A 25,489-nucleotide genomic window follows, 5' to 3' on the forward strand; every position below is an offset into this window, starting at 1 on the left:
ATTGTTGGTTTTTTTAATGGTTATTGTTAATAGTTTTAAGTTGCTAGTCATGCTGAAATATTTGGTTACAATAACGCAAAATAAGAGTAAATAGCCTTTATCGATTGATAGAGTGCTAAGGGTTTACTGATAGTAATAATATGGAAATATAGTCGGATATAAATAGTAAATGTTAAATGAAAGGCGGTTCTTTTTATCATTAATGCCGTATTTGTTATTGCTTGTAGCGGGTATTGTTGATTCGGTTGGTTTTTTGCACCTCAAAAATGGGGTATTTGCTTCTTTTATGAGTGGTAACTCGACTCACATGGGAATGATGCTGAGTTATCACGATTACCCTCGTGCTTCTATTTATATTGCAATATTGGGTATTTTCATTATAGGGGCAATGTCTGGCGAATTAATTGCTTTATCTAGTCGCCGATTCTACCGTGGTGTTGTTATGACTTCGGTATCGATTGTGCTGCTATTTGCCACTATTATGCAGTACTATGTGCCTTTTTTAGTGATTAATTTTATTATTTGTTATGCCATGGGGATGCAAAATATTGCCTTGCGATTAACTATCGAAAAAGCGATACCATTAACCTATGCTACTGGTTATTTAGTTAATATTGGTCGTTTATTGGCGTTAGCCATTGTTGGCAAAGGTGATAAAAAGCGCTTGATGCAATACCTTGGTCTATGGGGATCATTGATCAGTGGCGCAGTGATAGGAGGGATCATTATGCAAACAATACCTCAATACTCATTATTACTGCCATTAGCATTAACAACTTTAATTGCTATTACATTGCTCTATATTGAGCATACTCATCGCTCGACGCCAATTGATACTGAGTTGTAACCGCGCTTATCAATTCACACTGTAAATAATAAAAAAGCCAGCATTAAAGATGCTGGCTTTTTTAGTTATATTTGAAATTTAAGCGCTTAAAATAGCATCACGCATTTTACATATAACATCTTGTTTTTGTTCCGTTGTTAACGTGCGTAATGGTAAACGTGGATCCCCTGCGTCAATATCATGCAGCATCATTGCCGTTTTGCCTGCAGCAACACCGCCGTATTCAACTAAGACACGAATAACAGCAATCACATTATCCATTTTATTGATCACAGTTTGGTGATCGCCTTTAGCAAAAGCATCAATCATGTCGTGATAAAGTGGTGCGGCATAATTATAAGTACTGCCAACGGCACTGATAGCGCCAACCGCTAATGCACCAGGGAAGTGCTCATCAACGCCCCATGGCACATCAAATTTACTATCACAAACACGTAAACAGCGTTGGTATTCATATAAATTAGTGCTATTAAATTTCACACCGTATAAATTAGGAATAACCTTATCTGCTGCCAATAAGAACTGTTCCATATCAACCGTTACGCCGCTCATTTCTGAGTGGTAGTAATAAAACCCTTTTGATGGAGCAGCTTCGGCAACTGCTTTACAGTAATTGACGAGATCCGTGACATTATTAGGTTTGAAGAAGCAAGGACCGATAGCAGAAGTCGCATAAATGTCTAATTGATCAGCATGACGCGTTAATTCAAGCGTGTCAGCGATACTCAAAGCACCAGTATGAATAATTAGTTTTAATTTACCTGTACTTGCTTTTACCCAACGCTCAGCGACTGCTTTACGTTCAGCCACTGAACAATGAATACCTTCACCTGTTGTTCCTAATACATAAGCGCCAACAACATTGGTGGCAATTAAATGCTTAGCAATTGCATCGATGGCATTATAGTCAATTTCACCATTAGCCAAAAATGGAGTATGAGGGGCTGCAATTAAACCTGTTAGCTTTTCCATGTCTCAGATCCTTACCTGTGAAGTTTAACTTCTAAATAATAATATTTGTGGAGTTGAGTTATCATACGAAGTGATATTTAGGTTGGCAATAAAAAAACAATGGCATTAACTGCTTTTGCTAGAAACTGTGATCTATTGCTATTAATTGCAAATATAAATTTATAAATGATTATTTTGCTGCGAAATAACAGTTAGATTTGATTTTGGAGTAAAACTTCATAATGATGATGACGCCATCAAGGCTAAAAATTGCAAGGATAACCTATGAATGCAGCCACCGACGCGATTCAAGTTGGTAAAATTTTAGACACGCTAGGCAGTTTACGCGATAGTTTGACTCCATCCGCTCGTCGAATTGCTGATTATGTTTTAGCTCAACCGCAGTATGTTACAGAGCTTTCAATTGCTGAACTGTCACAACAAGCTAAAGTGGGTGAAGCTAGTATTATTCGTTTCTGTAAGGGGCTTAATTTTAAAGGTTTTCAAGATCTTAAAATGAAGTTAGCCATTGAGGTTGCTACACCTAATGATACAGAAAAACATATGCTTGATACCGAGTTAACCCCAGAGGATAACGCTGAGCATATTGGTCGAAAATTGCAGCAGACAATCAGTAATGTACTAGGTGAAACACTCAACTTATTAGATTTTTCTGAATTAGAAGCGGTTGCGAGTGCTTTTCAACAGCAAAAACGGATTTACTTTTTTGGCGTTGGTTCATCAGGTATCACCGCAGAAGATGCTAAAAATAAATTAATGCGGATTGGTTTTGATGTCGATGCATTAACTAATAACCATTTTATGTATATGAAAGCTGCGTTATTGACTGCTGACGATATTGCGATTGGTATTAGTCATTCAGGGACATCAAAAGAGACCATCAAGGCGTTAGAGTTAGCAAAAGAATGCGGTGCTATGACCGTTGCCTTAACTCATAATCCTTTATCACCATTGGCTACATTGTCAGATTACGTGTTAATTAATGGCAATCGACAAGGACAGTTGCAAGGTGACTCTATTGGTACCAAAATCACCCAACTATTTGTATTGGATATACTTTATACGTTGTTAGTTCGTGATAACCCTGACTATACACGCCAGCAAAAATATAAAACAACTCAAGCTCTTGATTGATTAATTAATAGAGCAGCAGCGAGGCCACATTCTAATGTGGCTTTTTTTATGAGTAAATTTTAACGTTACATTATATTTTTCCCTTGAATCAATGGGCGCTTTTTTGAGCATTCAAGTGTGATTAATATCGTTGTTTTGAGGTTATTTTAAACAAATAGTGTGCAATATATCTCTATTTAAAATGTTTATTATTGCGTCACTCCAATGATAACGACAGTATGGAGTCAAACTTCATAACGTTGATATTTTTGGAGCTAACGATCATGGTTCAGCGCTCACAAGCACTTCTTGCACGTATAAATAATGGCTTTATTTCTTCTTGTCAGCCAATAGATGATAGTCCAATGGATCAGCCACTGATTGTAGCTGCAATGGCACAATCATCTATTTTGGGCGGAGCCTCTGGTTTACGTATTGAAGGTATTGCTAATTTACGTGCAACTCGCCCTCACGTTGATGTTCCTATTATTGGCATCGTAAAACGAGATTTAACTGATTCAGATGTAAGAATTACGCCATTTTTACAAGATGTTGCAGATCTTGCTGCTGCAGGGGCTGACATTATTGCCATTGATGGTACGCAACGCCAACGGCCTGAAACCGTTGCTAACCTCATTAATGCCATTCATCAATACGGCTGTTTAGCTATGGCTGATTGCTCCAATTTAGCTGATGGTGATATGTGTCACCAACTTGGTGCCGATATTATTGGCTCGACATTATCAGGTTATACGGGAGGAAATATCCCTACGAAACCTGATTTAGAATTAGTGATGGCATTGCATCAGCGTGGTTATTTTGTGATGGCAGAAGGGCGTTATAACTCGCCAGATTTAGCTGCTCAAGCTATTACGGCTGGTGCTAATTGTGTCACTGTCGGTTCTGCAATTACGCGTATTGAACATATTTGTCAGTGGTTTAAAGAGGCTGTAACTAGTGCATCCGCCGCTCATGAGTTACCAGCTAAGGATATCGCATGAGTGTTTGTCTAGCGGTGGATATTGGTGGTACCAAAATAGCGGCGGCACTCGTGGATTGTGCAACTAGTCATATTATTGAGCGTTGCCAAATAGCGACCCCGAAGACGCAACAGCCTGCTATTTTATCTGCAGCATTAGAGTCACTATTAATTCCATTTATAGCCCAAGCAGATTTTGTTGCTGTTGCTTCAACAGGCATTATTAATAACGGTATTTTAACTGCTTTAAATCCTACTAATTTAGGTGGCTTAAATCGATTCGAACTCGTTGATTGTATTTATAAAATCACGCAATTACCTACTTATGCAATCAATGATGCCCAAGCGGCAGCATGGTATGAATTTATTTCACTTAATCCCAATAGCAACACTGACAATATGTTGTTTATTACTATTTCTACCGGTATCGGTGGTGGATTAGTGTTGAATCAACAATTACAAACTGGTGCTCGTGGTATTAGTGGTCATATAGGTCATACCGTAGTGAATGCGAATGGCCCTTTGTGTGGTTGTGGCCGTCAAGGTTGTATTGAAAAAGTCGCTTCAGGTACTGCTATTGGTGAAATTGGGACGTCATTATTTAATCATTTATACAGTGGACAAGACGTTTATCAATTGGCACTTGAAGGTAATAGTGCTGCGTTAAATATTATTCATTCTTCAGCTGCTGCGGTGGCTGAGTTAATCGCTAATCTGACCATTACATTAGATCTCGATACCGTTGTTATCGGTGGCAGTGTTGGTCTAGCGCCAAATTATTGTAATTACATTCAGCAATATCTAAATGAAAAACCAGAACTTTATCGACCTCGTATTATCCTCGCTCAATCAGGTGGAGATGCGGGTTTATTAGGTGCTGCAAGTTGGTTTGCACAACAACAAAGTCATTAATAATTATTTAAATATTTTATCTCAACCCCTATATGGTGAGGCTTATATGGAAATTCAAGCATTTGGTACGGTAAACTATATCGTGCTGTTCGCATATTTAGTAGGCGTAATGTTGGTGGGTGTTTATTTTGCCCGTCGTCAAAAAACTGCAGATGATTATTTTAAAGCCGGTGGCCGAATACCTGGCTGGGCTGCGGGGGTCAGTGTGTTTGCTACCACATTGAGCTCTATTACTTTTATGTCTATTCCTGCTAAGGCTTATACATCAGATTGGACTTTTCTTGTCGGGCAGTATTTAGCGATTCTTATTCTGCCAATCGTATTTTATTTTTATATCCCATTTTTTAGAAAGCTCAATCTAACCTCTGTATATGAATATTTAGAGCGTCGTTTTGATATTAAAATGCGTTTATTCGCCAGTATGTCATTTATGCTATTTCATATTGGTCGTATTGCGATTATTACCTACTTAACCGCACTTGCATTAATGCCTTTTGTGAATATTGACCCACTAACAATTGTATTTTTAATTGGTGTGTTATGTATTGTATATACTTTCCTTGGTGGTATTGAAGGGGTTATTTGGACCGATGTAATTCAAGGTATCATGTTGTCCGTTGCCGCGGTCTTAATCTTTGTCACTATCTGTTTTCATGTTGATGGTGGTGTTTCTGAAGTGTTCCGCTTAAGTGCTGAACAAGATAAATACTTCCCTAGTTCAAGTTTTGAATGGAGCTGGACGAACAGCACCTTGCCAGTACTTATGATTGGTTTCTTATTTGCTAACTTACAGCAATTTACGGCGAGTCAAGATGTTGTACAGCGCTATATTGTTACAGATTCGATTGAAGAAACGAAAAAAACATTGATCACTAATGCTAAATTAGTTGCTTGTGTGCCTATTTTCTTCTTCGCTATCGGTTCGGCTTTATATGCCTTCTATAGCCAAAATCCACAGTTGATACCTGAGAATTTTAATACTGGCGGTATCTTACCTTTCTACGTTATTTCTCAAATGCCAGCAGGTATTGCAGGATTGATTATTGCTGCGATTTTTGCAGCATCACAATCAAGTATTTCAAGTAGCTTAAATAGTATCTCTGCATGTTACACCATGGATATTTATAACCGCTTTGGTGCAGAGAAGAATATGCAGCAAAGCTTTAAGACTGCACGTATTGTTACGGTTGTTGCTGGTGTGTTAGGTGTTGCCGCCTCTGTGTATCTAATTAAAAGCAATGAAAGTCAATTATGGGATGCGTTTAATAGCCTAATTGGTTTAATGGGTGGGCCGATGACGGGTCTGTTTATGCTGGGTATCTTTGTTCGCCGAGCGAATGCGGGTAGCGCGCTATGTGGTGTGATTGCGGCAGTGGTAGCAATATTGTTTGTTCGTGGTTTTACTGACCTTAACTTCTTCTTCTATGGTGTGATTGGTACTTTAATGGTGGTGATAGTCGGTTTTATAACCGCACCTTTCTTTAAAAATAAATCAGCTGAAGAACTTGACGTAGTGACTGAATAATAAACTCAAAATAAAGCGGAAAAGATTGATACTTTTCCGCTTCTTATAAAGGATAAGAAGATGATTTTTGGTGAAATTAAACAACCGTTACACGCATTACCAATGGCTTTTCAGCAAGCGATAAATTTTATTAATAGTAATGATATGGCGTTATTGGAAAATGGCCGTTATGAAATAGATGGTGATCGTATTTTTGCTAATGTAATGAGCTTTGAAACCCAAGATGCGGCGAATAAACAGGGTGAAGTACATCAACAATATATTGATTTTCAATATTTAATCAGTGGTGAAGAACGTATTGATGTTTCACTAAGTTTAGCTGGCTGTATACCTGCAACTGATTATGACAGTGATAATGATTTTGCTTTAGTTGAAACGATGCCTGATACCAGCTCGTTATTATTAAAGCCGGGGATGTTTCTTGCTATTTTTCCACAGCAACCACATAAACCAGGCTGTGTTATCACGACACCGATGGTGATTAAAAAAGTCGTCATTAAAATTCATCAAGCGTGTTTGTCGTGATTTTACGCTCAGCGTGATTGTAATGAGAACTAACATTTATTGGAGATGTTATGAATAAATCATTTACTCAATTCGCAATAATGTGCTCACTATTATCATTATCAACCAGTGCTATGGCTGAGCAGCTATGGCCTGATTTACCTCAACCGATTAAAAACGGTATTAGTGCCCAAGCTGATAATATTGTTTATGTCGGTTTAGGTGCTGCTGGTAAGTCGTTCTATGCAATGGATACTGCTAGCAGTAAGCCGCAATGGAAAAAGCTGGCTGATTTTACAGGTCCGGTTCCTGACCAAGCAACAGCAGCGGCTGTTGATGGGAAAATTTATATTTTTTCTGGATCAGGAAAGCTTAAAACAACGGATAAATCGCCAATTATTTTTGATAGTGTTTATGTTTACGATATAAAAAATAATAACTGGCATAAGCAAAATACTCGTACTCCCGTTGGTCTGTTAGGGGCGGCTGCTTATCCCTTAAATCAAACTGAAATCGCAATCTTTGGCGGTTATAATAAACCACAGTTTGATCATTATTTGCGCGCTGTTTCTACGATAGATAAACATGCTGAACCTCATAAATGGCAACAAACAGTGACTGATTTTATGGCACGTGCACCAGAGTCTTATCAATGGAACCAAGACATTCAGGTTTATCATACTGATACTAATAGTTGGTCTACCAAAGGCAAGAGTCCTTATCTCGCTAATTGCGGTGCAGCATTAGTGGGGGAAGGGGATAATATTACTTTAATTAGTGGTGAAATTAAGCCTGGATTACGTACTCCGATAGTAAAAACTGTCACTATAAAAGGCTCTCAAGTTGATTGGCAGCAGTTGGCATCATTACCTGATGCTGCGAATGGTCAATTACAAGAAGGTGTTGCCGGTGCTTATGCAGGTAAAAATCACGGTGTATTAATTGTGGCTGGTGGTGCTAATTTTCTTGGCGCAAGGGCGAAAGCGGAACAAGGCGATTGGTTTGCGCATGACGGCTTGAGTAAGCATTGGAGTCAAGATATTTACACTTACCATAATGAAAAATGGGCGTTGGCGACGACTAAATTGCCGCAAGGATTAGCTTATGGTGCTGCTTTTTCCACACCAACTGGTGTATTGATGGTTGGAGGAGAAAATGCTACGGGTAACCCACAAACAAAAGTATATATGCTGCGTTATCAGCAATCAGATATTCGTGTGATTGATTAACTATACAGTAACGTCAAGCTACTGTTTTTGAAGTAGCTTGATGAATAAAATAGGCAGTGATCATACTCTCTGAATTTATCGCTGATGATTGCCATTAAGTGCATATGTTCTTACACTGATTATCGTTGCTTTGTTGATAATGGAGAATGATATGTATACGCCTATTCCTTGTAATATTATTAACGGCGTTATTTTTGATTTAGATAATACACTGGTTAGTTCAAAATTAGACTTTGATTGGTTACGGCAGCAGTTAGGTTGTACGGCTGATACTGATTTATTACAGTATATTGATGGTATCGCGGATATTTCTTTGCGAACACAACTAGAAAACAAAGTGATTGAATATGAATTAGCAGACGCTCGTCAATCAGCGATTATGCCTGAATGTGATGAATTATTGTCTTATCTTGGCCAACAAAAAATCCCTACTGCGGTTGTAACCCGTAATTGTTCTCAAGCTGCAATGTTGAAGATAAATCACCATAAGCTGCAATTTGAACGTATTGTTTCACGTGAAGATTTCCCACCTAAACCAGCACCTGACGCTTTAATTGATATTGCAGATCAGTGGCAGTTAGATCCTCAAAATATACTTTATGTTGGTGATTACGTTTATGATTTACAAGCAGCCTACCGTGCGAATATGCCATCATGTTTAGTAACTAATGGTGAGGATTTACCTTTTCTTAATCAGGCATCGGTTGTGGTTCAACAGTTGGGAGGCTTAACCAAAATTTTACGCGAGCAAGCATATATGTTACCGCAAGAGCATGATAGGGTAGAGTCTAATGTCCAGTCAGGAAATTAATTATGGCTAATCCAGTGAACCCAAAAGCATTACTTCATAGCAAATGGACTAAAGTGGTTGTGGATAATAAAGAAAAGCATTTTGAGATAGTAACCGTATTATTTAATGATAATCAGCAAGTCGAAAAGTGTGTTATTCAAGCAGTAATGACTAATCGACTTTATGATATTAATTGGCAAGATTTAAAAGACGATCAGATTTGGCTTATAGGTTGGAATTAAGCGTTATTTTCTCAAGTTCCAGTAATGTTTGTTTTTTATCGAGACCGCCAGCATAACCAGTTAATTTTCCATTTTTGCCAATCACACGATGGCATGGAATAACGATTGATAATGGATTTTTACTGTTTGCCATACCAACAGCTTGGCAGGCTTTTGGATTACCAATCGTAATTGCGAGTTGTTGATAGCTCCAGTTGATGCCATACGGAATAGTCAGCAATGCTTGCCAAACACGTTGTTGGAAATTTGTACCTTGAGGGGCTAACGGTAAATCAAATTGTTGTCGTGTTCCTGTGAAGTATTGTTGCAGCTGTTGCTCACATTCAATTAAAAGTGGGTGTTGCGGTGCGTAAGTTGCTACTTCAATTGTTGGTGTCTGGTGTTTATATAAAATTGCAGTTAACGCATTATCAGTGGCATATAACGTTAAACAGCCTAATGGTGTGTCTATAGTGCGGTAATAAGTCGACATTATAAAAACCTTCGCGCTATACATTGATAATCAAGTATAGCGCGATTAATTATAGGTAAGAAATTGATTACTTGTGCTGTTTTAAATACTCAAGTGCGCCTACGATCGCAGCAACTTGCGCCATATTACATTCATTATCTGTAACACGAGGGCTATCAGGATAGACTTCTGTGGTTGAGGTATATTCTGCATCAGTTACGCTAGCACATAGCCCTAACGCTTTTAGAGAATAGTTTATAACCCCTTCTTGAGTTATCGGTTCACCGATAATATTGCCATTGCTATCTGCTGGTGCAATATGGGTAACATGGCGAACCGAATCAATAATGGCTTTTTGGAAATCATACTGAGGGTTTTCACTGTCGCCAACACCATAAAAGCCGTCAGGTACGGTATCTTCGATATATTCTTTACCATCACGTGCTGCTAGCGCTGGTCTAAATTCACTTTCATCACTGTCTGTGGTTTCATGCAAATCGAGATGAGCAAGGAAATGCGTTTGCTGAGCTTGGACTAGTTTCATTAAGGCCGCTGATTCTTCTGCTGGACTATTAGCATAAAATGAACGGTTAGGATCAACAGCATTGGGGTTCCAACGATTAATCGTTTCATATCCCCACGGGCTGACACAGGGCACAACCAGAATATTAAAGTCAGCACTATATTGTTCAGCTTTTAGTGTCAGAAAAGCTAATGCGCCATGGACACCACTTGTTTCATAACCATGAATACCGCCAGTAATAAGTACCGTTGGTTTAGTTGGATCCCAATTATGAGTTTTAATCGCAAACAGTGGGTATTTTTCTGGCGCGTAAGACAGTGCACCGTATTGCTCAACGTCGAACTTTTCACTTAAAGTGTGGATTTTAGAAACAACTTGCTCAAGATAACTACGTTTAATAGTAGTTTGTGCTAACCATGCTGCTTTTTCTGTGGCACCCCATTTAATACCTGGTGTTCCAATTGCATATTTAAATGAATTATCCATTGCTTTACCTATTCATTATTATTGATTTGTCTGTTTTAGAGGGTAAACAGCTGGCAATATTTAAGCAAATTTTATTAAATCATCATGTCACAGAAATAGAAATGTTGATCAGTATAGTCAAATAAAATAGGGGTTATTAACCTAGAAGAAAGCAAATTTATGTTGCATTAATCTGCCGTTAAACACTATTGTCATACAAGTTGTTTGGCCTATAGTAACTATGTTCACAAAATTGTTATTATTAAGGAAAAGACGATGAGTACTACAATCTTGACTGAAGTTCAAATTGAAGACGCTAAGCAACACCTTACTCGTCCTCTAGCCACACCTACAGATTTATGTGTAGACGCGACTAAAGAGATCAGTGGAGCTCTAACTGCAATTTTAGCTGATGTATTTGCTATTTATATGAAGACCAAGAATTTCCATTGGCATATGAGTGGTGCACATTTCCGTGATTACCATTTAATGTTAGATGAGCAGAGTGCGCAATTATTTGCTATGACTGATGATATTGCGGAGCGTGCGCGTAAAATTGGTGGTCGAACAATACGTTCAATTGGTGAAATTTCACGGATGCAACGTATTTTAGATAATGATGCTGATTATGTTGAACCTGCTGATATGCTTGCTGAGTTGTGTGAAGATAATAAACAATTAGCTGCCGAACTTCGTGCTGCGCATATTTTATGTGATGAACGTAATGATTTCTCTTCAGTGAGTATGATTGATAATTGGATTGATGAAACAGAACGTCGTGTTTGGTTTCTTTATGAATCATACCGTCATTGAGTGATATAACATTTACTTAATTGTTAATTATGAAGGATAGATTTAATAATCTATCCTTTTTTTATTACCTGAAAAGCGGATATTTAAAACGAAAAGTTAGTTATTAAATTGATAACTTATTAATCAATATTTATTGGTCTTTTTGTTGTTTTTTAGAGGTGGGATACTTGGCATTTATAAATGTGAATAAATTATAGTTGGTATATTAAAGAATAAATATTTTATATGAATTATATTGTTATTTTTATGTGTATTTGTGTGTGTTTATGACTCTTTTTCTTTTTTTATATGTCTTTTTTTGAATATGTATTCATGAGTTAGGTTCTAATTGACTGTTGTTTATATTGGTTGTGAGTATAAAATGGCGATGATAAAGAATATTTATTGTGTGTGAGCCGCTGTTTTTGGTCGATATGGTTGTTGGTTTTTATGTTTACTATTTAGCTTAGATAGTATTTAGCATAAATGAAAAATAACTATCGACTTGAAATAACCTATAAAAAAAATAATTAAAATGGTCAAGGAGTTAATCATGTCAATGGAACTTTCTCGAAGGAGTTTTATTAAGCATGGTATCATCGCTGGTATTTGTGTTTATACCGTCCCTGCATTAGCTAGATTTAATCTTAATTTAGATGGTAGTAATAGTTTAGTTGCTCCGGAATTAGCATCATCTTGGAAGTCTAATTTTAAAGTACGTTTTCGAAGTGACGCTATTGCTAAAGTAACGGGTGAAAAAGTATATGGTCGTGATTTACGTTCAGCTGATATTGATGGTTGGCCAAGTCAACAATCATGGGCTTATTATATTCGTTTAAATCGTGCCGATCGTATTTATCAAGGTGTTGATTTAAGTTTATTACCGGCGAATGCTCAGCCGAGTAAAATAGTTACTGCTGCAACATTAATTAAAGATAATATTGAATTACCGCAATTTTATGGCACTAATATGTTAGTGGCTGAAGGAGCAATGCCTGACTATATTGGTCAAGCTGCAATGCTACTTATTTTCGATGATTTTCTAACTTATCATCGAGCTAAAAATATGCTGCAATTTAATACTGACATTATTAAATATGGTAAACAACATCCTTTAGTGGCTGCTGGTAAAGACCCTTGGGGTGTGTGGCGCATCACTCGTGAGCAAGGTAATGCTCAAGGGATCCTTCCTGATAAATATAGTCCATTACAAAATGGGGTTAACTTTCCGAGTTATGTGGATCATAAACCATTTTGGCCTCAACCTGATCGTTTAGGTTCGCCATTGCAACAACAAATGGCTGTAGCAAAAGATATTGAGGCTAGCCTCGCTGCTGACAATAATTTTGTTTTAAAACGTGACTATCAAACCCAGTTTATTGACCCGATGTTTATGGAGCCTGAGTGCTTTAATGGTTGGTTTGATAGCAAAACACAGACAATGCACACCATTCCTTCTTCACAATCACCGAATAACTTTTTTGGCTTTGCCACCTCAATGCTTACCAAAGGGCCTCTTGCTGGCAAAGTTAAAAATTTAGTGGTTCATTCGCCATTTATTGGTGGTGGCTTTGGTGGTAAAGATCACTCAATTTTGCCTTATTATGGTTTATTAGCGGTGATGTACAGTGATCATCCAGTGCGAATGGCGAACGATCGTTTTGAACAGTTTCAAGCAGGTTTAAAACGTCATCCATTTACGATGACTAATCAATTAGCGATAGATAAAACAACCGGTAAGTTTCAGGGTATTGTCAGTAATATGGAGCTTGATGGCGGTGGTCGTGAAAATTTCAGCTCTGTGGTCGCTGAAGTAGGAGCGAGTGCATTACAGTCTATTTATTATTTCCCTAAAAATGATATTACTGCTGTCGCTAATGTGTCTGAAAATCCAGCATCAGGTTCGATGCGTGGTTTTGGCACTTTACAAACCATGTCTGCCATGGAAATGATGGTTAATGAAGCGGCTCAGTTACTCAATATTGATCCGATTGAATTAAGATTGCGTAATGTTATTAAAACGGGGCAACTTAATACTCAAGGTGCTGTACCAACCAGTACTGAACATTATGCTGAAATATTAACACAAGCCCAGCAGCATGAAATGTGGGTTAATCGTCACCAACGTCGTAAGGCATATGAAGCGAAGCATCCCAATAAACTCTTTGGTACTGGTTTCGCCATTTGTACTAAAGATTATGGTGCTGGTGATGATGCGCCAGCAACTTATATTGAAATGGATAAAACCGGTCGCATTGTGATGGGAATTTCTGCCGTTGAAATAGGTACTGGTGCACAAACGTCTCAAGCCGCAGTGTTAGCTGATTATTTTGGTCGTCCGGCAGATACGATTAATCTTGCTGAAGTGCATGGTTGGGATCCGCTCCAAATGATCAATACCCAATCACCGTTTACGATGAGCCAAGCCTACCAAGATAAAATGCAACAAAATCCGCGGTGGACACCTATTATTCCATACGCCTCTTCTGCATCGACATCAGCATATTTTCAATCGAAAGCGACCGAAAATGCCGCCAAAGTTATTTTTGAGTATGGGCTATGGCCTGCGGCGAAAGCAATTTGGAGTAAATTGTATTATAGCGGCGATCTCGCAGCGATGGATTTTGGTGCAATGGAAGATGCGGTCTGGGTTGACGGTAAATTAAGTGCCAATGGTATGGAGCCTTTACCACTTGATATGCTGGCTCAACATGTCCATCAACACGGTTTAGTAACCGCTGCAATGGTGCATACATTTAACCGTTGGGGTTGGGTTGAAGCTGAATTTACCGTTGAAGGGCAAAAGCAAACCTATCAGTTAGATGCAATGGCCATTAAATATGGTCATGGTGCCGATGATAGTAAGAAAAAATTAATGACCAGTAGTGGTTGGCATTTATTAGATCGTAATAAGGTTAATTATCCTGCCACTTCTTTGAATAATGCGATGGTCGTGTATTACGCGCCATGTGCAACCTTAGTTGAATTAGCGGTGGAAAAAGGCTCTGGAAAGGTTGAGGTTATTGCGACTCAAACTTGGCTTGATGCTGGAAAAGTGATCGTTAAAGAGTTGGTTGAGGGGCAGATTGAAGGTGGCTTAGTAATGGGTATGGGCCATGCATTATATGAGTATTTACCAGCAGGTGAAGAGGGGCCAGGCAACGGTACTTGGAACCTCAATCGTTATCAGGTGCCATTAGCCACTGATGTTGGTATATGGCAAATGAACCATACTATTTTACCGCCATTTAATAACTCAGATCAGCGCAAAGGTATTGCGGAAGTGGTGATGATCCCGATTGTCCCTGCAATTACAGAAGCATTGTATCAAATTACCAATACACGTTTTTACCATTTACCTGTTACCGCCGCTGATATTAAGGAAGCACTCGCATGATCACTGTAACTATGACAATTAATGGCAATATTGTGGGTCCAGTAGACGTTGATGAATCAGTTAAAATGATCGACTTTTTACATGAATATCAAGGGCTAACTGGTACCAAGTTTGGTTGTGGTATTGGTGTTTGTCATGCGTGTACCATTATTGTTGATGATGCGGATGGTAGCTCACACACTGAGCGCACTTGCATTAATGGTGTTGGCAACTTTAATGGTAAAAAGCTGCGTACTGTAGAAGGTCATGCTAAGCGTAATCTGATGGGACAAATTACGGCCTTAAGCCCAGTACAGCAGACCTTTGTCGATCACTTTTCCTTCCAATGTGGTTGGTGTACTTCTGGTTTTGTGAATGAGTCTACGGTGTTAGTTGAGCAATTAGCTAAGCAACCAGTAGATAAAGCACAGGTTGAAGATGTGATTGAGAATGCCTTGAAAAATCATATCTGCCGTTGTTCTGGTTACCGTAAATATTATGTTGGCCTCCGTGATCTAGTACTTTCACAGCCGGGGTTAGTAAAATGAAACCGAGCCTAAAAGTTAGCGTAATCTGCGGTTTGCTATTAAGTTCTGGCGCGGTTTACGCACAAGCGCCATTACCTGCAAACATGGCACAATTAATTGCTCAAGGTAAATATTTAGCGACAGCGGGTGATTGCGATGGTTGCCATACAATTGCGAGTGGTCAAGTCTATGGTGGTGGACGAGCATTCGACACCCCTTTTGGGACATTATATTCAACCAATATTAGTAGTGATAAACAATACGGTATTGGTAACTATACTTATCAGCAATTTGTTGATGCGGTGCGTAATGGTGTTGCACCTATAGGTAATTTATATCCTGCGATGCCTTATGCGTCTTATCACCGTATTAGTGATCATGATATGCAAGCTTTGTATGCTTATTTTATGCATACCAAGCCAGCGACGCAGCCAAATCGAGAAAATGGTATAGGTTTCCCTTTCAATATTAGAATGGGATTAAAACTATGGAATTTGGTTGGTTTTGATAAAGCAACATTTAAGCCAACAGCTGATAAAAGTCCCCTTTGGAACCGAGGTAAGTATTTAGTCCAAGGTTTAGGCCATTGTGGAGAGTGTCATACTCCTCGTAATTTTATGATGGCAACTGAACAAGACCATGCGCTGGAAGGTGCAGTCGTCAATTACCTTAATGCGCCTAATATTACCGCGAAAAATCTGACTCAAGAAAAGTGGACATTTCATGATTTAGCACAATTCTTAAAAACCGGTCAATCACCGAAAGGCACTGCGTTTGACGATATGTATGTTGTCGAAAAACACAGTTTAACTCAGCTTAATGATCATGATATTACTGCGATAACCAGTTATTTATTAGATCAAGCACAGCCGCAATCAAGCTCAAAATCACAATCTAAATTAACACCCTTAGCTGTCTCACCGTTGGACACTAAGCTACCGGGATACCGTATTTATATGGATAAATGCTCTGGGTGTCATGGTTTAAGTGGTCAAGGATTACCAAATGTTGCACCGGCTTTAAAAAATAATGCCACGATTGAAGATAGCAATATATTCAATACTGTTGCGGTATTAACCAATGGTATTAGCCAGCAAGGTTATAATCAGCAGCAGTCTTATTATACGATGCCGGGTTATAAAAATAGCTTAAATGATCAACAAATGGCTGATTTGATAACGTATTTGCATCATAGTTTTTCTACGCAAATAACAACAACGACTGCAAAACAAGTTGCTGCAATTAAAAAACAACTGTCGAACAACTGATCATGAAATTAGCCTGTGTTATCGCAGGCTAACTTCATTTTTGTTGTCATCTAATTAAAGTGATAAACAACCTATGAATGCATTAGATAAACAGGTGTTGCTTGATTGTCAAACATGGTTAAACCACGGTAAATCGGTGTGGTTATGTACTATTTTATCAACTTATGGTTCAGCACCTCGTCCAATCGGCTCGTTATTTGCGACAGAAGGAAGTATCCGTTCGGGATCAGTTTCCGGTGGCTGTATTGAAGATGCTTTTATGAAATTAATTCAACAGCATCAGTTAGATAAACCGATGCAGGTCTTTGATTATGGAAGTCATTTAGCTGCTGATGGTAGTCGATATGAATTACCTTGTGGCGGTCATATTTCGTTGTTGATTGAGTATTTACAACCGAATATTAACTATCATTGGCTTAATGAGTGGTTAACGGCGGCGATGACAAATAATGCTTTTGTGCGGCTGATAAATATTGAATCAGAGCAGCGCTGTATTACAACCGATCTTGATGCCTCATCTTTTACTACGCCGTGGTTAACGGTTCATTACCAACAACATTGGCAACTATTATTATTGGGTATTAGCCAAGTCAGTGAAGAGGTTGCGCGATTAGCGGTTAGAGCTGGGTTTGCGGTTCGCTTGTGTGATATGCGTGATAATTATCAACAAAACTGGCGTTGGACATCAGCTGATGGTGGCATTGATGTTGAGTGGTGTGCTGCTGATGATTTTGTTGAGCGTTATGCTAATGATTATACTGCTGTATTAGCGCTAGCACATGATCCTCGGGTTGATGATCTGGGGCTAATGGGGGCGTTAGAGTCATCTGCATTCTATATTGGCGCTTTGGGATCACAGGCTAACAGTGAGCGTCGGCGGGAACGATTAATGCGTATTGGTGAGTATAAACAACAGCAATTAGCACGCTTACATGCACCCATTGGCGTGGCGATTGGTAGTAAAACACCGATTGAGATTGCTATTGCTATTATGGCTGAGGTGATTGCCGCTAAAAATGGTATTGAGTGTGATTCATGGCACTATCGCCATGGTTGATTGTGTTATTCCTGCTGCGGGGTTGTCATCTCGAATGGGAGCATGGAAACCAATGTTAGCCTATCAAGACAGCACATTATTAGATATCGCAATCAAACATGCGTTAATGTTTTGTTCTCAAGTGATCGTCGTTGCTGGGTATCGCGCCGAGGAGTTGATACGGCATTATCAACATCAACAACAGATTACAGTGGTGGTTAATCAGGATTATCAGCAGGGGATGTTAAGCTCAATTCAAGTGGGTATTAAGGCAGTAACAAGCTCGAAGTTTTTTATTACCCATGCTGATATGCCTTGTATTGAGCCGCAAGTCTTCAGGTGGTTATGGCAAGCTGGTTGTGCGCGAGTTGTATTTCCTGGTAATAAACACCAGACAGGACATCCTGTTCTGATTACTGCAGAGTTAATACCTCAAATTCTAGCACTACCTGTTACTGCTACCATGAAGCAAGTATTACAAACGGGATCAGAGCATTATTTACAGCTAACAGCGACGAGTGGTATTTATCTAGATATTGATACGCCTGAAAAGTATCAGCAATTAATAGCTGGAAATAAACAGCAAGCAGTAAAATAAAGAGTATAAAAAAGAGAAGCCGATATGCTTCTCTTTTTTTATTTTTGGCTTAATGATAAAGCTAATTTAGCTTGTCATGCCCCATTTTAAGTCATCATCAAGCTCTTCAATCGCCTCGTAAAGATAAGATTCAACTTGCTCTTCCACTAAGCCATCAGGCTCTTCAAAGAAAGCGATATGGAAAATAGCGTCACCTTCATTCACTAGTGGTAATGTTTGCTGGCCAATTACAATACCACCTTGTGGGGCAATAACCGTTGCTTCACTGCTGCCAGCCGGATCACTAATAGTAGCAATAACTTGATTTTTATCTACTTTCTCACCTAATGCTACATGTGAGCGTAGTAAGCCATCAAAATCAGCACGTACCCAACGTGTCGCCTTAGGTACCATTGGCTCAACCACTTTTTTACTACGACTAGTACGCAACATTTCTAAGTGATGCATCACTTTTAATACCCCTTGTACGCCAGAGCCAACGGCATGGGCATCAAGGCGGAGTGCTTCACCTGCTTCAAAGGTGATCACTGGAATATTAAACTCTTCTGCCGCAGCACGTAATGATCCTTCACGTAAGCTGGCATCAACGACGACTGGAGATCCAAAAGCCATCGCCATTGCTTTTGCTTGTGGATTATCAAGGTTGGCACGAATTTGTGGCAAATTAGTACGATAGATAGCTGCAGTGTGTAAATCGACTACATGTGTCGCGCGGCGTACAACGTGATTAAAATATTGATAAGCCATTCGTCCGGCAATTGAGCCACGCTCTGCCCCTGGGAAGCAACGGTTAAGATCACGACGATCTGGCAAATAACGTGATTTATGGATAAAGCCAAAAACGTTAACCACTGGTACTGCAATGATAGTACCGTGAAGTTTTGATAAATCTATTTTTTCAATAACTTGACGGACAACTTCAATGCCATTGAGCTCATCACCATGAATAGCTGCATTGATCAGCAATACTGGGCCTGGATGTTTTCCATGTAGAATATCAACCGATACCGATAAGGGAGAGTGGGTATATAGGCGAGCAATTTCGAGTTCGCAGTTGGCATGGTTTCCCGGTTCAACCATTAAATCTGAAAATTCAAACGGGATATTTTTTGTGGCCATGGATACGTCCTGTATATGGGCTATTAGGATATGATGATCGTTTAATGTTTACGCATAGATAATCATGGCGTTATAACATATTGAGAATAATCATAAATTCCATTTTAAAACAGGAACAATATCACATTTAATTGGATTTAAAGTAGCGTAAATGTATCAATTTGTATCAGATGTAAAGATAAATGGTTGCGAAGTGTATTAAAAAAGCACTGCAATTAGCTTGCAGTGCTTTTATGAGGATAACTATGAGTCTTTAGGTTCGTTAACGGCTACCTGAATCGCACTGTTTTTATTGGCTAATGGTTGGCGCATTAAGCGATTATATTGTGCCACATCAAGCTCAAAGGCTTTTTTCTGTTGATGTGAAACCGATGCTGCTAATGGGATCTTCGCAGTTAATGGGTTAACAGGTTTTCCACGAACTAAAAATTCGTAATGAATATGTGGCCCTGTGACACGGCCTGTTTTACCTGATAGCGCAATTTCTTGGCCACGTTTTACACGTTGACCAACTTTGACCAGAATACGACTGTTATGTAGGTAGCGAGTACTGTAATTAGCACTATGCTTGATCACAACATAACGACCTGCATAAGGGTGGTTTGTAACCCGTGTTACGACCCCATCGCCGGTAGCTAAGACGGGTGTCCCTATTGGCGCGGCAAAATCAACGCCGTTATGTGGTTGAATTCGCCCCGTTACTGGGTGTCGACGGTGGGGATTAAACGGTGAGCTAATACGGAACCGTTTTGTTGTTGGGTAACGTAAAAATGCCCGTTGCAAGCTTTCGCCATGTTGGTCATAAAAATTACCATCACTGTTTAAATACGCGGAAAACTGTTGTTTATTGGTATATAAACGGACAGCCTGAAGTTCCGTATCGCCACTGGCTTGATTATTGACATACTTTGCTTTGCGTACAACTTCAAAGCGGTCGCCTGTTCTTAGATCACGATCGAAATTTAGTTTATCTTTAAAAATAGCCATAATTTCATGAATATCAGTGTAATTTAGGCCTGCTTTTTTTGCCGATGAACTAAAGCTACCATGAATTTCACCATTAATGACTTTTTCACGCCATATGCCAGGTAAGGTGATTTCTTTAACACTAAAGTCGTTATTTTTCTCTCGAGTATAGTTAATCATATGTGCAACGTTAAACTGTAGTTGCACTTTATTTAAACGATGATCACTATCTGTTACCCAAAATCGTAAGATATCACCTGGACGTAAGTTATCAATTTGTAAGCTATTTAAATCAGCTGCCATGATGTCTTTTACATCGGCTTGCGGTAAGTTTAATTGCGCAAAAATCTCACTGAGTGTGTCACCATTTTTGACTTTGTACTCATAAGTTGGTGGTAGCACAATATCTTTAGTTACAGCTGCTGGTGTCAGGGTTTTTAATACCACTTGGGGGGTGGTGATTAAAGGCAGTTGTATCTCTTTATGATGTGTTGAAGGGGTGGTGTTAATTGAGAATACGGCAGCAGCAGTAACAAGAGATAGTCCAATAAGACTAATAAGGCGGTAGTTTACAAAATTAGTTAGTACTGTCGTTTTAAACGTAGACATAATGCTCGTCAGTTCTTTTATTTTTAATGAGTGCGTCTGCACTTGGCTTATTTAGCGAGCATGTATGAAAACATACCCTTTCTGAACCTTAAATGAATTAATACCTTCCACGCGATTTTTTTGCTTAATTTTTCGATAATTACGCGCATAAAGTATACAAATGATTGTTATACGATATTTTGGCTCTCAGTTGAGTAGAAATTGCAGTTTCGTCCAGCAAGGGAAACAAGGTTAAGCTGGACGAATGTTGTCCTAATAAGCATAAGTAATATGGTAATGTTTATTACCTGAATAATTATTAGGGGTGAGTATTGGCCTTGGTGTAGTAGGCGCTAGTGTATTTTTTCTTTGGCCGTCGCGCTATTTCTCGTTGTTCTAAATGCGCGTCTTTGTGAGAGTTTATTTGTAAATAATTATTTTTATTGATCGAGCTTACCACATCAGTTTGGACTTTTTCTGCCGTTGTTAATTGATGGGTATGATCGATATATTCAATCATCTGTTGAGTCGATAATGGACTTGATATAGTGGTTGAACTTGGCATTGACGCAAATGCCGATAATGAATGCAGTGCAACCGATAATGTTAGTGTTATGATCAATCGTTTCATGAAAAACCTCATGTTATTCAGTGAGGGTATTTAATCCTACAGCACCTGAATTGAGAGTGAGTTGTTAATTCATGTATAATTCATGTTATTCGCATAACAGATGAGCTTTATTTCGGTATAGAATAGTCTCTCTGAGATAATTAAAGTGAAGGTGTTATGGCAGAGTTAGCGCAAGAAATCGGTTTTATGCAGCGTGCATTAGCATTATCGCAGCAAGCACTTCCCGCTTGTCGTCCTAATCCTCCTGTTGGGTGTGTATTGGTGAAAGAGGGGAAAATTGTTAGTGAGGGTTTTACCCAACCGCCCGGATTACATCATGCAGAAGCAATGGCATTGGCAAATTATGATTTACCATTTAACGAGGTGACAGCATATGTAACCTTAGAGCCTTGCTCATTTGTCGGTCGTACACCGTCTTGTGCGCATACTTTGGTTGCGAAAGGTATTAAGCGAGTTGTTGTTGCGGTACTTGATCCAGACCCACGCAATAGTGGTAAAGGAATTGATGTTTTAAAGCAAGCTGGTATAGAAGTGAGTATTGGTTTGTGTGAGCAAGAAGTCTTTAACTTTATATCACCTTATTTATTAAAAAATAAATAATATTATTGTGATAATAAAACGAAAAGCCGATTTAAATGGATAATAAATATATTACCACTATTAAATCGGCTTTTAGAATATCACGAATAACAACGTAAACTTAAATAATTATTTAGTTGAAGTTTTGTGATGTTCACGAGATGATTCTTTATGATCATGCTCTTTAGTTTTGTGATGACGATGTTCGTCATGTTCGTGGCGATCGCCATGAGTTTGCTCTGGGTGTTTATGACCTTTAGGATCACCACCGTGTTGAGTATGTGGATGGCTCTTCTCATGTTCGCGGTCTTCGTGATGGTCACGATTATGCTTATGCTCTAAACCATCGTCATAACGACGTTCCATTTTCTCATGTTCGAATTCAGCACCGTGTTGATGACCGCCTTGTGAACCTTTGTGCTCTTGACTATTGTTATGACTCATATCTTAATCCTTCAATAAACAGCGTTAATAATAAGTTGGTGTCTGTCTATGGGATTTAATTTACGCCGATTTTAAATTTGAACAATATTCTTTTTTATAATCAAATATTTTATTTTTGATAATTGCCGAATATTAAAAATAGGTCTATTAAGTAAAAATATACTGTGAGGTAAAATAAATTAAATTGGCGGTTAAAATTTGTTCGATAGCTTATGAAAGTGAAAACATAGCTATTAAAAATAAACATTTATTTACTGAATGATAAGAGGATTATCAACTAAAGAAAAATCACAAATTAATTAAATAGGTATTTATTATGATTGATAAACGTTCCGAGCATAAAGAACATTCTCATCACAATCATCGTCAAGAGAAAGTGAATGCGCCAACAACTAAATTAGAACAAAAGCAGCATTCACATCCTAAATTGAATAAGCAAGATCATAGCCATAAAGAAGAAATTACACCTAAACCTAAACATAAAATGCATTGATTTAGATGTGAGTCTTTTATGATAAAAGTCTCTATTAATCATATTGTTAGAGGCTTTTTTTGTTTCGATTTTTTATAGTTAGTATGTATGTTCATTTGATTCAACTAATATAGCTCCCGCAAGCTGCTTAATAGTTTTCCATGCGGTTGGAGTAATTGTGATGCCTTGTTGCCAAGTATTCTTTTTTGTAGTTAATAGGGTTGTCGATGCAATATGCTGAAGTGTGATTGATGGCATGGGTAATGATATACGATGCTTGTTAATTTCAATCGATAAGTAATGTAATGGATCGATATGTGTGTCTTTTATTGGCAGTAGCGTGGTTGGATAAAGATATACTTCAGGTAATATTTGGCCTGCATTTAAGATATAGGTCACATGATGAGATGCTAAAGGATTAAACCAATAGGCTCTGACTGATAAACCAATATTTGATAATTTAATTAATTCGCTAAATGCTAACCAACGGTTATGGCATTGTTCTATATTTAAAATAACTTGTGATTGGACGGTGAGTTTTTCAACCGCATAATCGAGTAATATTGGTAAGTGACATAAAATACTATAACCATGCAAATCAACCATGATTTGTTGTGCTGTTTCGGTGGTAATTTCAACGGGGTAATCTTGCTCATGGGCTAATAGTGCTAATGCATTAATAAAGTGATCGATGCCATGCAATCCTACCATTTCTAAATCTGCAACCATATTAGCAATAATGTCGGCCTCACCATTATACCGATGTAGACCTGCAAAGGCTTTACTACACATAACCACTAATTCATTGTGTGAGATATTCATGAATGGCGCTCCTTTATCTCAGAGTGAGATTTGGCTGTAGGAAGTATTGGAAATAACCATTCGTTAGCATGTATTTCATCGATAAGTGGCGCCCCTTGATAAAAAGTGACTCGTAGCCAGCGATCAGAACGCGGATCAAATTTAGTTGCACCAAGCATAGCTAACTTACAGCGTAATAAATGTATCGGTAAGGCATGACGAGATAAAATATTGATTTGAATATCACCCATTGGGCAGTGTCCAAGTGTCCAAGTTCGGCGTGCAATAGTGCGAAAATGTGGCTGTTGTAATAAGAATGTCGTTAATTTTTTTTTGGGTGATACTTGCTTTAAAGCGATATATAAAGCTTGTGTTTGGCGGGCGATATCTAATGGTAATTGTTTTTCTTCACCGAGATCGTCACCGCGAATGCCGATGCGAGGCTCTTCTTTATCAGCAGAGCGATACCAAAACCAGTAATTATCATCCGGTTGTTCAAAATCAATCTTTAAAGCCCATTGATAACGTTGTTCTAATAATGCAGTAAGATCACTAACCGTCGTGCCACTGATTAAAGTTAATGTTTCATCAGCATTCATTTGATGTTCAAGATTATCCGTTTGTTTAGGGTAAAGTTCTAATAAACACGCGATGATTATTTCTTGTGCTTCTTCGCTCAGAGATTGACAGTGGTTTAATAATGTTTGCCAGTATTGATGAGGGATAGCTACGGCAGAGAATTGAGATAAAACGTGCTGTAATTCAGATATTGCGGTGTGATTTAAACGTTGTTGGTGGTTATCTATAGTGACAATTTGTTGTAAATGTATGACAGCTCGCCGCAGTAACGTAGTCAGCTGTCGTTTTGCAGCGAGAGTAATGGTATAGGTAGAAATTATTGCAATTGCTGTTTCTCGAACAAACATCCATTGATCAATGATCCGCGGGTGACAAATTAAATAAGGTGCCATCCCAAGTCCTGTTGCATTACCGATACCTAAATAACGTTGTAGAGGACGCGAAAGCTGAACTGCTGTTTTCCCCCCTTGTTGTTTCGCTAAAAAATGCACCCAATCAAGACTGAATTGACGCAGAATATACACTGCACACATTTGGGCACTAAACGATAAGTTAAAATCAGGGTTATCTGCTAATAATTCAAAATCGGCAATACCAAACTTACCGTTGCCATATACTGCGGTTGTCCGCAAAATATAGCCAACATTGACTAACATATCATGATCTGGTTGTTGACCGTTGGCCAGTCTATCTACGAGATGATTAAAAACGCGCACGCTTTTATTGGCTCTAGCTAGAACAAGAACGTTATTTTTATTTCTTCCCGCTTCTTGTAATGGAACATTATTTCGCAGTTGATGTAAGCAATTATCATCAACTGCGCCTTGTATTAATGCAAAAGTAATGTCCCATTTTTCGGCAATAACCCGATCGTTACGATCTTCGTCATTGATTGCATTAGAAAATATGACTAAATGATAATACTGTGAAGGTGTTATTAGACGATAAATTACGGTGCCAAAGCCTTGAGAGGATAACTCCCACAGGGCCACTTTTATGTGCCATTGCTGATTAGCCATGCGACGGATCAAACTACGTACGAAACTAAGCCGATGTTGATGCATTGCACCAAGTTTATAGGGATCCATCACCACATTAGGGGCGCGAAGAGCTAATAAGTTACGAGAAGAATAATGTGCATTCATAGTGCTCACCATATCT

Annotated in this window: 26 protein-coding genes; 17 read left to right on the plus strand and 9 right to left on the minus strand. The window is 38.5% G+C overall.

Annotation, left to right across the window (positions count from 1 at the left end; all coding sequences use genetic code 11):
- Positions 1–169: 169 nt before the first annotated feature.
- Positions 170–847: a YoaK family protein gene (locus C0W29_RS03115; RefSeq protein ID WP_045042188.1), complete on the plus strand. Its 678-nt coding sequence runs from the start codon at positions 170–172 to the stop codon at positions 845–847.
- 78 nt (positions 848–925) lie between these two features.
- On the opposite strand, the gene C0W29_RS03120 is transcribed toward C0W29_RS03115, so the two are convergent.
- On the minus strand, positions 926–1,819 hold the full coding sequence (locus C0W29_RS03120) for a dihydrodipicolinate synthase family protein (RefSeq protein ID WP_036792032.1): 894 nt from the start codon (positions 1,817–1,819) through the stop codon (positions 926–928).
- A 264-nt stretch (positions 1,820–2,083) separates the two neighbouring features.
- Here C0W29_RS03120 and C0W29_RS03125 point away from each other — a divergent pair, with 264 nt between their 5' ends.
- The 8 genes from C0W29_RS03125 to C0W29_RS03160 all read left to right on the plus strand — a co-directional run bounded on the left by C0W29_RS03125 (position 2,084) and on the right by C0W29_RS03160 (position 9,113).
- A complete protein-coding gene (locus tag C0W29_RS03125) occupies positions 2,084–2,953 on the plus strand; it encodes a MurR/RpiR family transcriptional regulator (RefSeq protein WP_045042186.1) in 870 nt (289 codons plus the stop codon).
- A gap of 263 nt (positions 2,954–3,216) precedes the next feature.
- Positions 3,217–3,933, plus strand: a complete 717-nt coding sequence (locus C0W29_RS03130; RefSeq protein ID WP_045042185.1) for an N-acetylmannosamine-6-phosphate 2-epimerase — start codon at positions 3,217–3,219, stop codon at positions 3,931–3,933.
- A complete protein-coding gene (locus C0W29_RS03135) occupies positions 3,930–4,823 on the plus strand; it encodes an N-acetylmannosamine kinase (RefSeq protein WP_045045077.1) in 894 nt (297 codons plus the stop codon). The genes C0W29_RS03130 and C0W29_RS03135 overlap by 4 nt, the downstream gene beginning before the upstream one ends.
- Before the next feature lie 46 nt (positions 4,824–4,869).
- Entirely contained in the window at positions 4,870–6,348 is a 1,479-nt protein-coding gene (locus C0W29_RS03140; protein WP_045042183.1) for a sodium:solute symporter family protein, read from the plus strand.
- Positions 6,349–6,408: 60 nt separating this feature from the next.
- Positions 6,409–6,873, plus strand: coding sequence for an N-acetylneuraminate anomerase (gene nanQ / locus C0W29_RS03145; protein WP_045042182.1), 465 nt, complete (start codon positions 6,409–6,411; stop codon positions 6,871–6,873).
- Between the two features lie 50 nt (positions 6,874–6,923).
- Entirely contained in the window at positions 6,924–8,081 is a 1,158-nt protein-coding gene (locus C0W29_RS03150; RefSeq protein WP_045042181.1) for an N-acetylneuraminate epimerase, read from the plus strand.
- Positions 8,082–8,232: 151 nt separating this feature from the next.
- Positions 8,233–8,892 (plus strand): HAD family hydrolase, encoded by a 660-nt coding sequence (locus C0W29_RS03155; protein WP_045042180.1) that lies wholly within the window; start codon positions 8,233–8,235, stop codon positions 8,890–8,892.
- A gap of 2 nt (positions 8,893–8,894) precedes the next feature.
- Positions 8,895–9,113 (plus strand): TIGR02450 family Trp-rich protein, encoded by a 219-nt coding sequence (locus C0W29_RS03160; RefSeq protein ID WP_036792049.1) that lies wholly within the window; start codon positions 8,895–8,897, stop codon positions 9,111–9,113.
- On the opposite strand, the gene C0W29_RS03165 is transcribed toward C0W29_RS03160, so the two are convergent.
- Both C0W29_RS03165 and C0W29_RS03170 read right to left on the minus strand, forming a co-directional pair.
- Positions 9,097–9,585 carry a methylated-DNA--[protein]-cysteine S-methyltransferase gene (locus tag C0W29_RS03165; protein ID WP_045042179.1) on the minus strand — a complete coding sequence of 163 codons (489 nt, stop codon included), beginning with the start codon at positions 9,583–9,585 and terminating at the stop codon, positions 9,097–9,099. The genes C0W29_RS03160 and C0W29_RS03165 overlap by 17 nt on opposite strands.
- A 67-nt stretch (positions 9,586–9,652) precedes the next feature.
- The gene (locus C0W29_RS03170; protein WP_045042178.1) at positions 9,653–10,573 is read right to left on the minus strand and encodes a M14 family metallopeptidase; all 921 of its coding nucleotides are present in this window, start codon (positions 10,571–10,573) and stop codon (positions 9,653–9,655) included.
- 255 nt (positions 10,574–10,828) lie between these two features.
- Between C0W29_RS03170 and C0W29_RS03175 the strand changes: the two genes are divergently transcribed.
- From C0W29_RS03175 to C0W29_RS03200, 6 genes are all read left to right on the plus strand, one after another.
- Positions 10,829–11,365 carry a Dps family protein gene (locus C0W29_RS03175; RefSeq protein ID WP_036792057.1) on the plus strand — a complete coding sequence of 179 codons (537 nt, stop codon included), beginning with the start codon at positions 10,829–10,831 and terminating at the stop codon, positions 11,363–11,365.
- Positions 11,366–11,897: 532 nt separating this feature from the next.
- Positions 11,898–14,741, plus strand: a complete 2,844-nt coding sequence (locus tag C0W29_RS03180; RefSeq protein WP_052671648.1) for a xanthine dehydrogenase family protein molybdopterin-binding subunit — start codon at positions 11,898–11,900, stop codon at positions 14,739–14,741.
- The gene (locus C0W29_RS03185; RefSeq protein WP_036792060.1) at positions 14,738–15,268 is read left to right on the plus strand and encodes a (2Fe-2S)-binding protein; all 531 of its coding nucleotides are present in this window, start codon (positions 14,738–14,740) and stop codon (positions 15,266–15,268) included. Before C0W29_RS03180 ends, C0W29_RS03185 begins: the two co-directional genes overlap by 4 nt.
- Entirely contained in the window at positions 15,265–16,515 is a 1,251-nt protein-coding gene (locus C0W29_RS03190) for a cytochrome c (protein ID WP_045042177.1), read from the plus strand. The genes C0W29_RS03185 and C0W29_RS03190 overlap by 4 nt, the downstream gene beginning before the upstream one ends.
- A gap of 73 nt (positions 16,516–16,588) precedes the next feature.
- Positions 16,589–17,572, plus strand: a complete 984-nt coding sequence (locus tag C0W29_RS03195; protein WP_036792066.1) for an XdhC family protein — start codon at positions 16,589–16,591, stop codon at positions 17,570–17,572.
- Positions 17,544–18,149, plus strand: a complete 606-nt coding sequence (locus tag C0W29_RS03200; protein ID WP_235604250.1) for an NTP transferase domain-containing protein — start codon at positions 17,544–17,546, stop codon at positions 18,147–18,149. Before C0W29_RS03195 ends, C0W29_RS03200 begins: the two co-directional genes overlap by 29 nt.
- Before the next feature lie 66 nt (positions 18,150–18,215).
- On the opposite strand, the gene C0W29_RS03205 is transcribed toward C0W29_RS03200, so the two are convergent.
- The 3 genes from C0W29_RS03205 to C0W29_RS21555 form a co-directional block, all read right to left on the minus strand.
- The gene (locus tag C0W29_RS03205; RefSeq protein WP_036792071.1) at positions 18,216–19,268 is read right to left on the minus strand and encodes a succinylglutamate desuccinylase/aspartoacylase family protein; all 1,053 of its coding nucleotides are present in this window, start codon (positions 19,266–19,268) and stop codon (positions 18,216–18,218) included.
- A gap of 243 nt (positions 19,269–19,511) precedes the next feature.
- Positions 19,512–20,843 (minus strand): peptidoglycan DD-metalloendopeptidase family protein, encoded by a 1,332-nt coding sequence (locus C0W29_RS03210; RefSeq protein WP_045042175.1) that lies wholly within the window; start codon positions 20,841–20,843, stop codon positions 19,512–19,514.
- A gap of 298 nt (positions 20,844–21,141) precedes the next feature.
- Positions 21,142–21,453: a hypothetical protein gene (locus tag C0W29_RS21555; protein WP_045042174.1), complete on the minus strand. Its 312-nt coding sequence runs from the start codon at positions 21,451–21,453 to the stop codon at positions 21,142–21,144.
- A 156-nt stretch (positions 21,454–21,609) separates the two neighbouring features.
- Between C0W29_RS21555 and C0W29_RS03215 the strand changes: the two genes are divergently transcribed.
- On the plus strand, positions 21,610–22,053 hold the full coding sequence (locus tag C0W29_RS03215) for a bifunctional diaminohydroxyphosphoribosylaminopyrimidine deaminase/5-amino-6-(5-phosphoribosylamino)uracil reductase RibD (protein ID WP_045045076.1): 444 nt from the start codon (positions 21,610–21,612) through the stop codon (positions 22,051–22,053).
- A 108-nt stretch (positions 22,054–22,161) separates the two neighbouring features.
- Here the strand turns inward: C0W29_RS03215 and C0W29_RS03220 are convergent, their stop codons facing one another.
- Positions 22,162–22,476, minus strand: a complete 315-nt coding sequence (locus C0W29_RS03220) for a hypothetical protein (RefSeq protein WP_036792082.1) — start codon at positions 22,474–22,476, stop codon at positions 22,162–22,164.
- 316 nt (positions 22,477–22,792) lie between these two features.
- On the opposite strand from C0W29_RS03220, the gene C0W29_RS21615 reads away from it, so the two are divergent.
- The gene (locus C0W29_RS21615) at positions 22,793–22,969 is read left to right on the plus strand and encodes a hypothetical protein (protein ID WP_155395125.1); all 177 of its coding nucleotides are present in this window, start codon (positions 22,793–22,795) and stop codon (positions 22,967–22,969) included.
- 78 nt (positions 22,970–23,047) lie between these two features.
- On the opposite strand, the gene C0W29_RS03225 is transcribed toward C0W29_RS21615, so the two are convergent.
- Both C0W29_RS03225 and C0W29_RS03230 read right to left on the minus strand, forming a co-directional pair.
- Positions 23,048–23,770 carry a DUF3726 domain-containing protein gene (locus tag C0W29_RS03225; protein ID WP_045045075.1) on the minus strand — a complete coding sequence of 241 codons (723 nt, stop codon included), beginning with the start codon at positions 23,768–23,770 and terminating at the stop codon, positions 23,048–23,050.
- The gene (locus tag C0W29_RS03230) at positions 23,767–25,473 is read right to left on the minus strand and encodes a hypothetical protein (RefSeq protein ID WP_052671647.1); all 1,707 of its coding nucleotides are present in this window, start codon (positions 25,471–25,473) and stop codon (positions 23,767–23,769) included. Before C0W29_RS03230 ends, C0W29_RS03225 begins: the two co-directional genes overlap by 4 nt.
- Positions 25,474–25,489: the final 16 nt, after the last annotated feature.

Source organism: Photobacterium kishitanii (assembly GCF_003026355.1).
Lineage (GTDB): Bacteria > Pseudomonadota > Gammaproteobacteria > Enterobacterales > Vibrionaceae > Photobacterium > Photobacterium kishitanii.